This window comes from Halovivax ruber XH-70 (assembly GCF_000328525.1).
Lineage (GTDB): Archaea > Halobacteriota > Halobacteria > Halobacteriales > Natrialbaceae > Halovivax > Halovivax ruber.
In genome coordinates this window covers 1,050,863-1,062,341 of the sequence record NC_019964.1, presented here as the reverse complement: position 1 = coordinate 1,062,341, position 11,479 = coordinate 1,050,863, and the positions used below count along the sequence as shown (strand labels likewise).

The window sequence follows — 11,479 nt, the reverse complement described above, 5'->3', positions numbered from 1 at the left end:
CTATTGCGGGTGTCCGCTGTCCACGCTTCCGTGCCCGATGTATTCAAGTGTCTCACCGGTAAATCAGCAATATGCGCGATTCTTCGGTCCCTGCAGTCGTTCTCGCTGCCGGCGAAGGGCGGCGGCTGGCGCCGCTGACCCACCGGCGGCCGAAACCGATGGTCCCCGTGGCGAATCGGCCCCTCCTCGAACACGTCGTTTCGGCTATCGCCGAAGCGGACGTCGATCGGATCGTCCTCGTCGTCGGCCACCGACAGGAACGCATCCGGACGCACTTCGGTGACGGCGACGCCTGGAACGTCGCGATCGAGTACGTCGAACAGCCCACGCGACTCGGCACTGCCCACGCCGTCGCACAGGCCGAAGGAGCCGTCGACGGTCCCTTCCTGGTTCTCAACGGCGATCGGATCGTCGACGCGGACCTGATTCGACAGGTTCGAGAGCGACTCCTGGCTGAGGGCGGTCCGGTCGTGAGCGTCACCCCCTCCGATCGCCCGAGTGACTACGGCGTCGTGACACTGGATGGCGATCGCGTCGCCTCCATCGAGGAGAAGCCCCACGCCGCCGCGTCCTCGTCGCTCATCAACGCCGGCGTCTACGGCTTCCCGCCCGCGATTTTCGACGCCATTCGCGAGACACCACAGGAGGCCGGAGAGCTCGGCATTCCGACGACGCTCGCGAGGGCCGTCGAGACGGGATCGATCTCGGCCGTGCGCTACCGCGGGACCTGGCTCGACGTCTCCCATCTCTGGGACCTGCTGTACGTGACCGCGGCCACGATCGAAGGGGACGACGGGACCGACAGCACCGGCGTCCACGAGACTGCGGTGCTCGCCGCCGACGTCGTCCTCGGAGACAACGCACGTATCGGGCCCAATGCAACGGTCGGCGGCGCGACGGCACTGGGCGCCAACGCGACGGTCGAGTCGAACGCCGTCGTCGCCAACGCCGTCGTGCTGCCCGACGCAGTGATCGAATCGGGCGCAGTCGTCCGTGACGCGGTCGTCGGCGAGAACGCCCACGTAGGAGCCAACGCAACGATCGCCGGCGGTCCGGCCTCGGTCGTCGTCGAGAACGAAGTATACGACGACGTCGAGTTTGGCGGCGTGATCGGCGACACCGCCCGCGTCGGCGGTGGCGCGACCGTCGAGCCTGGAACGATCGTTGGAGACGGCGTCGACATCGCCGGCGGGGCGAGCGTCCGCGGTCGCTTCGAGACGGACGCCGTCGTCAGGAGGGGCTAATCATGTGTGGAATCTTCGGCTACGTCGGTACGGAATCGGCCGGTCCGATCGTCTATCGCGGCCTCGAGACGCTCGAGTACCGGGGCTACGACTCCGCCGGGATCGCGCTTCGCGAGGACGATGCGGATGCACTGTCCGTCGCGAAGCGCGCGGGCGAGGTGTCGGCGCTGTCGGTCCCGGACGAGTCGGCATCGACCTGCGCCATCGGCCACACACGCTGGTCGACTCACGGCCCGCCGACGGACGCGAACGCACACCCACACACCGATTGTGCGGACTCGGTCGCTGTCGTTCACAACGGCATCGTCGAGAACCACGAGGAACTCGCCGAAGAACTCGCCGATCACACGTTCACGAGCGAGACCGACACCGAAGTGATCCCGCACCTGCTCGAAGCGGCGTTCGACGGAAACCCGAGCGAGGAGGTCATAGACGAGAACCTGAACGAAGAGTCCCTCGGCGAGAGTGCATCGCGTGCCGACGGCGGGATCGCGACCGACGGCGTATCAAGCCGCGTCGCGACGGAGTTGCGACGTGGCGTCGAGTCGGTGACGGACCGACTGGAGGGAAGTTACGCCGTCGCGGCAGTTCACACCGGAGCGGATTGCATCGTCGCGACGCGCCAGGAGAGTCCCCTCGTCGTCGGTCACGGCGAGGATGCGTCGTATCTGGCGAGTGACGTGCCAGCGCTGGTCGAGCACACGCGCGAGGTGACGTATCTGGAAGACGGCGACGTTGCGGTCCTGCAGGCGGGCGAGATCACGATCTATCGCGACGGAGCGCAGGTCGAACCAGCGCGTTCGACGATCGACTGGGACGCCGACGCGGCCCAGAAGGGTGGCTACGAACACTACATGCGAAAGGAGATCCACGAGCAACCGACGGCGCTGCGCCAGACGCTCGGAAGCCGCGTGGACGTGAACGCGGGGACGGCTTCGCTGGATGTGGACTTCCCGACGGGGTATCTGGAGTCGCTCGAGGAGATTCAGTTGCTCGCGATGGGGACGTCCTACTACGCCGGCCAGTACGCCGCGACGCTGTTCGAATCGCTGGCGGGTGTTCGGGCGACGCCAGTCATGGCTAGCGAGTACTCCTACACGGGTGGCCGAGATCCGTGGCGGACGTTGTCCGTGGCGGTGACTCAGAGCGGGGAGACAGCCGACACACTGGGGGCGCTGCGGGAGGCCGGAGCGGCCGGGGCACGAACGCTCGGGGTGACGAACACGCTCGGCAGTTCCGTGACCCGCGAGGCCGACGACGCGCTGTTCATCCGGGCCGGCCCCGAGATCGGCGTCGCCGCGACGAAGACCTTCGCCTCCCAGGTGAGCACGCTCGCGCTCCTGGCTATCGCTATCGGCCGGGAGCGCGGTGATCTGTCCGCTGCCGAGGCTCGCGAGCATCTGGAGGACCTGACCGGTTTGCCCGGTGCGATTCAGCAGGTCCTGGACGAGGAAGCACAGATTCGCGAGACGGCCCACGAGTACGCCGACTCGGACGCATTCTTCTTCGTCGGCCGGGAGTACGGTCACCCGGTCGCGCTGGAGGGCGCGTTGAAGCTGAAGGAGATCTCCTACGACCACGCCGAGGGGTTCGCCGCGGGCGAGCTAAAACACGGCCCGTTGGCACTGGTTACCGAGGAGACGCCCGTCCTGGCCGTGCTGACCGAGGGATCGCGCCCGCAGGAGACGCTGAACAACGTCGCCGAAGTGCAGGCCCGCGGCGCCCCCACCATCGGCGTGACGAGCGACGACGTCGCGGCCAGCTCGCTCACCGAGACGTTCGACGTGCCCGACGCCGGCATCTTCGAACCGCTCGTGGCCAACGTCTACTTCCAACTGTTCGCCTACCACGTCGCGAACGCGAAGGGACGGTCGATCGACAAGCCACGGAATTTGGCGAAGAGCGTCACGGTGGAGTGAGGGCTGCAGGGGACGAAACAGCTTCTTCAGGGCGAACAGGACGGTCCGTATGACCTCGTCCGAATTGTTAGGGTTGTCTCACCGGTGCAGTGAGAGCAATTCTCGGCAACGTGATTGCCACGTCGGCAGCCACAGATTGGTGGAAACGTTTACCAGGTTTCGCCCGCTACTATCCGTATGACCACGGCCGTGAAGGTCGACGACGATTCGAAATCGCGTCTCGAAGAATTGCAAGCGGAGATACGCCTGGAGACCGGAACCAACGTCACGCAACAGGAATTGCTCTCACGGCTTATCGACGACGCGTACTCGTCTCGCGAGGACGTCATCGATTCGTTCCGAACCACGACTGTTCCCCTCACCGATGACGAGAAAGCGGCCATGCGCGAGGGACGATTCAGTTCCGGGGCCGAAACCGACGAGGAAGACATCGACGAAATTCTGTACGGATGAGTATCATCGTCGATACCGGCGTTATCTATGCTGACCACGATCGAGACGCTACTCGACACGACGTCGCCAGCGATGCACTCGATCGCGTGTACGACGGTGCACTCGGTCAGCCGATCGTTTCGACGTATATCTACGACGAAGCGGTGACGCTCACCGATGCTCGATCCTCCCGATCGGCGGCTGCGATCGCACTCGGAAAGCGACTTCGTGGGGCAGGGTCGTTCCCGTCGGCATTCGAACTGTGCTCGGTCACCGACGCGGAGTTCGACGATGCGGTTACTGCGTTCGAACAGTATACGGACCAGGGCCTCAGTTTCACGGACGCGACGATCGTCGCGCAGGTCAGGCGACGGAGTCTCGACGGCGTCCTCTCGTTCGATACCGACTTCGACGGACTGGTCGAGCGATTCGACCCAGCGACAGTCGCTACACGCTAGGATTCGTCGGAGAATTTCGCCACGGGATGGAACACGAAGTGTTCACGACGCCCGGACGAGTGGCTCGTACCACTCGCGGTTGTCCTCGTACCACTCGACGAACTGCGAGACGCCCTCGCGGATGCTGGTGGTCGGGTCGTAGTCGATCAGCTCGCGGGCTTTCGAGACGTCCGCGTGGGTGTGGCGCGCGTCGGCCTCTTTTGCGTCGTCGTAGACGGGTTCGACGTCGGCGCCCGTCTCGGCGATGACGTGCTCGGCGAGTGCTTCGATGGTGATGGTGCCCGTGGAGCCGATGTTCATGGCCTCGCCGTCCGCTGCGTCGGTCTCGAGAAGGGCGAGGTTCGCGCGGACGACATCGTCGATGTACGTGAAGTCGCGCGTCTGCTGGCCGTCGCCGTAGATGACCGGCGGGTCCCCGGTGAGGCATCTGGAGGTGAAGTTCGTGATCGCCATGTTGGGGCGCATTCGCGGGCCGTAGACGGTGAAGTAGCGCAGCGAGACCGTGGGAAGGTCGTGGATCTCGGTGTAGACCCGGCAGTAGTGCTCGGCGGTGCGCTTGGTGACGCCGTAGGGGCTTCGCGGAGTGGTGGGGTGGTCCTCGTCGTAGGGCAGATACTCGTCGTGGCCGTAGACCGACGACGACGAGGCGTTGACGAATCGCTGGACGTCGTGCTTCGTGGCGGCTTCGAGGAGGTTCAGGAGGCCCGTCGTGTTGATTTCGTGGGGTTTGTGCGGGTTCTCGACGCTGGTTCTGACACCGGCCTGGGCAGCCTGGTGGTAGACGTACTCGACGTTGTAGTCGTCGAAGACGGCCTCGACGGTGTCCTCGTCGGTGATCGATCCCTCGACGAAGTAGTAGTGGTGTTCGGCAAGTTCGGTACAGCGGTCGACGTTCGCCCGCTTGATCGTGGGCTCGTAGTACGGATCCATCGAATCGAGCACCACGACGTGGTGACCCTGTTCGAGGAGCGCCGCCGCTACGTGCGAGCCGATGAATCCCGCACCGCCGGTGACGAGGACGTTCATACAGTAAGCGACACCCGGTTCACCGGTCGCACCACCACTGGGGTAGAAAGCGTTGTGGTGGTACTGGTTGCCTACGCCGCAGACAGTCCGATCGTTCGAACTGACACGACGAATATGTGGTGGACTATTCAGTGCAGAAAAGATTTATCCCCTTTTGCCCCCACATAGCGATATGGACGAACCGCGCTCAGAACTGAAGATCGGTGCTGATGAGCGGACCGAGGCGCCCAACTTCGACGCATTGAGGCCACCAGCGACGGTCGTCAGCGGCGATCGAACGCGGGACGACTTCTTCGATGCGGTCCTCACGCTCGACGAGCCAGCGACGGCGAGCGACGTGGCCGATCGGGCGGACCACGGGGTGGATGCGGCGCGTGAGTACTTAGCGTGGTTCGAGCGGATGGGAATCGTGAGGCAGGTCACGGATTCACCAGCAACCTACGAACGGAACCAGTCGTACCTGAACTGGCGACGTGTCCAGACGCTGCGCCAAGAGTACGCGACGGAGGAACTCGTCGACATGCTGCAGTCGGAGTCGGAGCGGATGGTGGCACTTGGGGACGAATTCGGCGTCGACGCTCCTGCGGAGATTTCTATTTCACAGTATGCGGCCGAGACCGACCGCTCGATCGAGGATGTCTGGGACCGGTTGACGTCGTGGAAAACGGCGCGTCGTCGAGTGGCCCTGCTCGAGCGGGCACTCAACACCGGATCCAGTGATGGAGTGAATCTGCAGTCCGCTGTATGACGGGCGAAGGGGACGACGGCTCTCAGTACACCGGGGCTCCGGTCGATTTCGACCGGCTCACCCTCGTCGGTGAGCGACTCGCAACTGACGATCGCTTTGCCGAGGTTACCGAACAGCCAGCGTTCGCGCCGGACCGGCTCGTCTGCGTGTACGATCGACGGTTCTACCCCGCACACGTTCACACTGCGAGGCTGGAGATTGTGTGGTTCGAAAATGGCGATTTCTCGCTCCAGTACCACGAAGAACACGAACGCGGAACGTTCGATCATCGGTGGGATCGTCATCCCTCTGACCACAACGCCCGCGATCACGTCCACCCGGGGCCGGACGCACCGACTCCCGGCGACGACGATACGCACCCAGCTGACTGGCGGGACGTGCTCACGATGGTGCTTTCGGCGATCGAAAGTCGCCAGCGAGCCTTCTGGGAAGCGTGAATTACGTCTGTGAAACTGGGAACCCACTAAAGACACTCACCAGCGGTTTGGCCGGCAGCTGTACAATACGTTCTCTCGTCGGATCCGTTCCCGTGACCGACAGAACGCTCGATCGAGGCACCGAAGCGTTTGTATACATTGTGCACGATGTAAACACCATGGGAACGATCTCGGCGCGCGTCCCCGACGAGCTGGAAGACGAACTCGAGACGTATCTCGAGGACGAGAACATAGACCGGAGCACTGCCGTTCGGAAGCTTCTCTCCGAGCGACTCGAGGAATGGCGTCACGAACGAGCACTCGAGCAACTCGCGGACGGAACCATCACGTTCAGCAGGGCGGCCGAGGTGGCGGAGCTGTCCGTCTGGGACTTCGCGCAACTCGCCAGCGAACGTGACGTGACCTGGGTGGCGGACGATCACGTCGACGACGACCTCGAGGCGCTGTGAATGTGGGTGTTCGATGCGACGCCGCTGATCTATCTCGCCAAAGTCGACCAACTGACGCTCGTTGATCACCACGAACCGCCGTGTGTCATCCCAGAGCGCGTCTACGAGGAGGTCGTCGAAACCGGTCTCGAGGCAGGATATCCGGATGCGCGTCGCATCGAGCGGTCCGTCGAAGCCGGTCGGTTCTCCGTCGTCACGGTCGAGTCAACCTCACTCCTCTCGCGGCTGCAGACGAACAACTCCCTCAGTGACGCCGACGCGGCCGTCCTCGCGTGCGCCGGCGAGCGCAACGGCGTCGCCGTAATGGACGAAACGTACGGCCGCGACGTCGCCGCTTCCGAGGGAATCACGACCCGTGGAACGGCGTATCTGGTCTTGAAGTCCGCGAAAGACGGACGGCTCGACGTGGACGACGCCCGAGCCACGATCGACGCGATGATCGACGAAGGGTGGTACTGCGCGCCCACCGTCTACGCGAAGATACTACAGAAACTGGATTCGTTTTCGGAGTAATCTCTCTCGGATTTCGCACAACGGATTCGATGTGTGAGCGAGTGACCGTTCCGAGACCGTTCGTGTGTTGCAGGCTACTCCACAGTGGGGGCATCGACCCACCAGACCGACTGATGGGACGTGCTCACGATGGTCCGTTGGGCAATCGAAACACGCCAGCGAGCGGTCTGGGAATCGTGAGTCGGTTCTGTAGTGGATGGATTGCAGGGACGAAACGAGTGCCGGATGTGGGTGTCAGGCGAGTTTGCGAGGACTGATTCGAACGCAAGCGCGGGTCAGAGAATCTCCAGGTCCGACGGCGCGACGTTACAGCCACACGGGCTTACCTGACTGACGCCCGGTCCCGCGATGGTGACGTTGATCACCGGGCCGCCGCAGCTCGGACAGTCAGGCGCCCACGTCGGTTTGCGTGGGTAGTTCGTCTCCTTCCAGGCTTCGGACGGATCGTCGACTGGTGTCGGGTTGTCGGCCTCGTCAGAAGGTTCGTGGTCGGCCGTCGCTGGCGGATCCGGATCGTCGTCAGGATCGCCGTCCGCGCGCGGTGACGGATCGGCGGTCTGTTCGTCCGACTCGGAGTTTGGGTCGGCACCTGATTGGTCAGAATTCGAAGTAGACTGGTCGACGCTATCGCTCGTTCCGCCATCTGTGGCCAGCTGGCGGGCTGATTCGGACGATTCGCTCCCGGGACGCTTATGTCGGTGTGTAGTGTATCGAGTCATGCTTCGGAACCGGATGGTTCGGAAGCGCGTCTCGGGTGGTACCAGCACCCGGGGCATTTCTCTCTGCCCCCGAGATAGCGTGGAGACGTTCGCTTCCAGTCTGTTGAACGGCGTACACCCACTTATATCTATAAATTATTTACTAGTTTAAGAAGCATCAGCTTCGCGTTTTTAGGACGAAGGTAGATGACCGGCCTGAGTCCAATATTCAATTATTTCCTGACCATCACCCCAGAGGTTCCGAAAATCGCAAGGTGAGGTGAACGTGAACGTGCCTGCAGCGTCGCGGTGTAGTGAGCACGATTTCCCAGCTACAGTCCCACCCGGCGAAACAGCATGCTTATTGAGCGGGAACGGAAAGCCCCGCCAACTCGACCATGGCAGACTCCGCCGATATTACCTGGCGCGAGAAGGTCGACGCGCTCGTCCGCGTCGCCAAGTATCGCCCGATGTTTACCGCCGCCCTGACGATCCTCGGTGCCTTCGTCGCTTTCCTCGAAGGGATCGGACTGAGTTTCATCTACCCAATCATGACCGTCGCACAGAGCGACGGGGAGCCCGAAGCCCAGGACGCCATCATGGAAGCGTTCCTGACGGCCTACGACGTCCTCAATATTCCGTTCGAACTAGGGCCGCTGATCATCGGAATCAGTCTGATCATGACGGTTCGGTTCACCTCCTCGTTCGTCGTCTCCTGGCTCAAGGCGATCCTAGGGAAGCGGTACGAACAGGAGCTTCGCGCTGAAGCCTTCGATGCGGCGCTCGACGCGGAAATAGGGTACTTCGATGAGGAGGGATCAGACGACGTGCTAAACGCTATTATCACCGAAACTCGGTATTCCGGGAAGGTGATCGACAGCGGTGTCCTCTCGATGCAGACGTTCGCACTAGTCGGGATGTACCTCTCCATCATGGCGTACATCGCCCCGCGGATGACCATCTTCGCGCTGGCCCTGCTCGGCGGGATTACGGCGTTGCTTCGGAAGATTCTCGAACCAGCGTTCACTGTCGGCTCTCGGGTAGCAGAGGCAAATCAGGAGGTACAACAATCGGTGCAGGCAGGGACCCAGGGGATTCGCGACGTTAAACTGTTCGGACTCGCTGACGAGGTTTATAACCGGTTCCACAAGTCGATTCGACAGTATACCGCATCTTCCATCGATCTTAAGCGGAACGAGGCAGCACTGATGAACTTCTACGATCTGGCTGCTGCACTCTCGCTCTTCGTTCTCATCTACGTTGGGTTCACGTACTCAGGCCTCTCACTGGGAGCGCTGGGCATCTTTCTCTTCGCCATGTTCCGACTTTCGCCGCTGGTGAGCCGGTTGAATAGTCAGGTGTACAAGGTTGAAGGCCATCTCGGCCACCTCGTCCGTACCTTCGACTTCCTTGACGAACTCGAGAAGGAGCGAGAACAGGAGGGGGACGAGTCAGTCGACGAGATCCCCGACGTCACGTTCGAGAACGTGAAGTTCGCCTATAACGAAAACGAGCAAGTCCTCCGAAACATCTCGTTCGACGTCGAAAAGGGCGAGTTCATCGCGTTCGTGGGCCAGTCCGGTGCGGGCAAGTCGACCATCGTTTCGCTCATCGCACGAATGTACGACGCCGATGCAGGGGGAATTCGATCTGACGGAACACCGATCGAGGAGTTCGACCTGGACGAGTGGCGCTCGCAGATCGCCTACGTGCGCCAGAAGCCCTACATCTTCAACGAAACCTTGGAGCGAAACGTCACGATCGGCAATCGAGACGCGACGCGTGAAGATGTGAAGCGGGTTTGCGAGATCGCGAAGGTCGACCAGTTCGTCGACGAACTGCCAAACGGGTACGACTCCCAGCTCGGTGACGATGGAGTGCGGTTGTCAGGAGGGCAGCGCCAGCGTGTGGCTCTTGCGAGAGCGCTGTTGAAAGACGCTGACTTCCTGATCCTTGACGAGGCAACAAGTGACCTTGACTCAAATCTCGAACAGGATGTCCAGGCCGAGATCGAGGCGATGGATCGGGAGTATGGGATGATCGCGATTGCGCACCGACTATCAACCGTAGAGAACGCCGACCGGATCTACACAGTGGATGAGGGGGAGATCATCGAGCGAGGGACGCACGGTGAATTACTGGATAACGACAGCGAATACGCTAATCTGTACGCCATTCAGTCAGCTCGGTAGTCAAAAGCAACGTACAGTGTCATTTTTCGTTCTTCGATAGGACCCCTGATATGGAGATCCCTGGTGCTGAAATCGGGCCCGACTCACCACTTACTTCATCGCTGAAGCAGGCATAAATCACAATGGAGACTTGCAAGTCGCCTTCGGATTGGTCAACGCTGCTGTTTCTGCAGCGGCCACCGCGGTAAATTGCCAGACATTTTGCGCCGACCGATTAGTAACCCAAGATGCTAAACGAGGTGGAGTATCTAATTAAAAAGTTCAAATAGTACTGTATGGATGCAATCAATTTGGTCCGTACCGAACACCCTCTCCGAGAATCTTTTAACCAGTGATTGCAAATACGCAGTATGCGTGACAAACTGCAAAAGAGTAAGAAAATTTTGAGAGAAGAAGGATTAGTGGCCTTCCTCTCTAGTGTGTCTTCTTATCTTTCCTCGCGCATCATTCCCCTCTCCAGCAAAAATCTCAGACCATCAGCCGATGCTTCGCAGTTCCCTATCGTCTGGTACTTAAAGCCAATATACAATATATTATTTAGATTGAAATACGGAAACGGATCAGATATAATGGACGACGACTGGGACACACTCATTCTCTTAGATGCATGCCGTTACGATGATTTCGATAGTGTGTGCGATATTTCAGGAGATCTTAGTCATCGAATATCCCATGGAGTTGACTCACCTACATTCATTAAGAAGAACTTTTCGGGGAACAGGTTCGAAGATACAGTATACGTAACGGCCAATCCCCACGCCCATATGATTGAAGAAGATAATTTCTATAAGGTGGATGCAACTCCTATCGAAAAGTGGGACTCAACTATGGAGTGTGTTATGCCTGAAGAAGTTACGAAGGCTGCAATAGAGGCACACAATCACAACGAAAACAAGCGAATCATTGTCCACTATATGCAACCTCACGACCCGCCGATCGGACCAACTGGTAGAAAGCTACTCACGGAGAACAACATCTCTGGCATGAGATCTGACGTAGATGATCGGTATATCGGTGCTCTTATAGACGGGATAATAAGTGAAGAAGATGCAAGATGTGCATATAGAGAGAACCTCAGTATCGTGTTACAGGAGGTTCGTAACCTGGTTGAAAGAATAGATGGAAAGGTGGTTGTTAGTTCAGACCATGGGGAAATGTTCGGTGAAAAACCGTATCGGTTTCTCCCAAAGCTATACGAACATTATCACAACCCAAAAACTATTGAGCTCTGTAAAGTCCCATGGTTAGAAATTAAGCCGGAAAGTGAACGGCGAGTGATTCAATCAGGCGAAGGAGACGGAGCAGTAGATATCGGGGAAAACGCGTTGCAAGAGCAACTAGAGGCCTTAGGGTACAAGTGATC

The 11,479-nt window shown here is 60.1% G+C and carries 12 protein-coding genes; 10 read left to right on the top strand and 2 right to left on the bottom strand.

The annotated features are described in order from the left end of the window. Positions 1 to 71 precede the first annotated feature (71 nt). The 4 genes from HALRU_RS04975 to HALRU_RS04960 all read left to right on the top strand — a co-directional run bounded on the left by HALRU_RS04975 (position 72) and on the right by HALRU_RS04960 (position 4,053). Positions 72 to 1,244 carry a sugar phosphate nucleotidyltransferase gene (locus tag HALRU_RS04975; protein ID WP_015300311.1) on the top strand — a complete coding sequence of 391 codons (1,173 nt, stop codon included), beginning with the start codon at positions 72 to 74 and terminating at the stop codon, positions 1,242 to 1,244. A 2-nt stretch (positions 1,245 to 1,246) separates the two neighbouring features. Beyond that, positions 1,247 to 3,163 carry a glutamine--fructose-6-phosphate transaminase (isomerizing) gene (gene glmS / locus HALRU_RS04970; protein ID WP_015300310.1) on the top strand — a complete coding sequence of 639 codons (1,917 nt, stop codon included), beginning with the start codon at positions 1,247 to 1,249 and terminating at the stop codon, positions 3,161 to 3,163. A gap of 177 nt (positions 3,164 to 3,340) precedes the next feature. Next, the gene (locus HALRU_RS04965) at positions 3,341 to 3,616 is read left to right on the top strand and encodes a hypothetical protein (RefSeq protein ID WP_015300309.1); all 276 of its coding nucleotides are present in this window, start codon (positions 3,341 to 3,343) and stop codon (positions 3,614 to 3,616) included. Next, on the top strand, positions 3,613 to 4,053 hold the full coding sequence (locus HALRU_RS04960) for a type II toxin-antitoxin system VapC family toxin (RefSeq protein WP_015300308.1): 441 nt from the start codon (positions 3,613 to 3,615) through the stop codon (positions 4,051 to 4,053). Before HALRU_RS04965 ends, HALRU_RS04960 begins: the two co-directional genes overlap by 4 nt. A gap of 42 nt (positions 4,054 to 4,095) precedes the next feature. Here the strand turns inward: HALRU_RS04960 and HALRU_RS04955 are convergent, their stop codons facing one another. Further along, entirely contained in the window at positions 4,096 to 5,079 is a 984-nt protein-coding gene (locus HALRU_RS04955) for an SDR family oxidoreductase (protein ID WP_015300307.1), read from the bottom strand. A 172-nt stretch (positions 5,080 to 5,251) separates the two neighbouring features. Between HALRU_RS04955 and HALRU_RS04950 the strand changes: the two genes are divergently transcribed. The 4 genes from HALRU_RS04950 (at position 5,252) to HALRU_RS04935 (ending at position 7,226) form a co-directional block, all read left to right on the top strand. Then, entirely contained in the window at positions 5,252 to 5,827 is a 576-nt protein-coding gene (locus HALRU_RS04950) for a DUF7342 family protein (RefSeq protein ID WP_015300306.1), read from the top strand. Further along, complete coding sequence (locus HALRU_RS04945; RefSeq protein WP_015300305.1) at positions 5,824 to 6,264, top strand: hypothetical protein; 441 nt, start codon at positions 5,824 to 5,826, stop codon at positions 6,262 to 6,264. Before HALRU_RS04950 ends, HALRU_RS04945 begins: the two co-directional genes overlap by 4 nt. A gap of 158 nt (positions 6,265 to 6,422) precedes the next feature. Continuing rightward, positions 6,423 to 6,713: a UPF0175 family protein gene (locus HALRU_RS04940; protein ID WP_015300304.1), complete on the top strand. Its 291-nt coding sequence runs from the start codon at positions 6,423 to 6,425 to the stop codon at positions 6,711 to 6,713. Next, positions 6,714 to 7,226, top strand: coding sequence for a DUF3368 domain-containing protein (locus tag HALRU_RS04935; RefSeq protein WP_015300303.1), 513 nt, complete (start codon positions 6,714 to 6,716; stop codon positions 7,224 to 7,226). Between the two features lie 275 nt (positions 7,227 to 7,501). On the opposite strand, the gene HALRU_RS04930 is transcribed toward HALRU_RS04935, so the two are convergent. Then, a complete protein-coding gene (locus HALRU_RS04930; protein WP_148680444.1) occupies positions 7,502 to 7,945 on the bottom strand; it encodes a hypothetical protein in 444 nt (147 codons plus the stop codon). 377 nt (positions 7,946 to 8,322) lie between these two features. On the opposite strand from HALRU_RS04930, the gene HALRU_RS04925 reads away from it, so the two are divergent. Beyond that, on the top strand, positions 8,323 to 10,116 hold the full coding sequence (locus HALRU_RS04925; protein ID WP_015300301.1) for an ABC transporter ATP-binding protein: 1,794 nt from the start codon (positions 8,323 to 8,325) through the stop codon (positions 10,114 to 10,116). A 350-nt stretch (positions 10,117 to 10,466) separates the two neighbouring features. Further along, positions 10,467 to 11,477, top strand: a complete 1,011-nt coding sequence (locus HALRU_RS04920; protein WP_015300300.1) for a hypothetical protein — start codon at positions 10,467 to 10,469, stop codon at positions 11,475 to 11,477. The last annotated feature ends 2 nt before the right edge of the window (positions 11,478 to 11,479 follow it).

Bases quoted from the DNA above. Each gene is read 5' to 3' on its own strand.
- HALRU_RS04935 (WP_015300303.1), top strand. From the start codon at position 6,714: ATGTGGGTGTTCGATGCGACGCCGCTGATCTATCTCGCCAAAGTCGAC.
- HALRU_RS04945 (WP_015300305.1), top strand. From the start codon at position 5,824: ATGACGGGCGAAGGGGACGACGGCTCTCAGTACACCGGGGCTCCGGTC.
- HALRU_RS04940 (WP_015300304.1), top strand. From the start codon at position 6,423: ATGGGAACGATCTCGGCGCGCGTCCCCGACGAGCTGGAAGACGAACTC.
- HALRU_RS04965 (WP_015300309.1), top strand. From the start codon at position 3,341: ATGACCACGGCCGTGAAGGTCGACGACGATTCGAAATCGCGTCTCGAA.
- HALRU_RS04960 (WP_015300308.1), top strand. From the start codon at position 3,613: ATGAGTATCATCGTCGATACCGGCGTTATCTATGCTGACCACGATCGA.
- HALRU_RS04950 (WP_015300306.1), top strand. From the start codon at position 5,252: ATGGACGAACCGCGCTCAGAACTGAAGATCGGTGCTGATGAGCGGACC.
- glmS (WP_015300310.1), top strand. From the start codon at position 1,247: ATGTGTGGAATCTTCGGCTACGTCGGTACGGAATCGGCCGGTCCGATC.
- HALRU_RS04975 (WP_015300311.1), top strand. From the start codon at position 72: ATGCGCGATTCTTCGGTCCCTGCAGTCGTTCTCGCTGCCGGCGAAGGG.
- HALRU_RS04920 (WP_015300300.1), top strand. From the start codon at position 10,467: ATGCGTGACAAACTGCAAAAGAGTAAGAAAATTTTGAGAGAAGAAGGA.
- HALRU_RS04955 (WP_015300307.1), bottom strand. From the start codon at position 5,079: ATGAACGTCCTCGTCACCGGCGGTGCGGGATTCATCGGCTCGCACGTA.
- HALRU_RS04930 (WP_148680444.1), bottom strand. From the start codon at position 7,945: ATGACTCGATACACTACACACCGACATAAGCGTCCCGGGAGCGAATCG.
- HALRU_RS04925 (WP_015300301.1), top strand. From the start codon at position 8,323: ATGGCAGACTCCGCCGATATTACCTGGCGCGAGAAGGTCGACGCGCTC.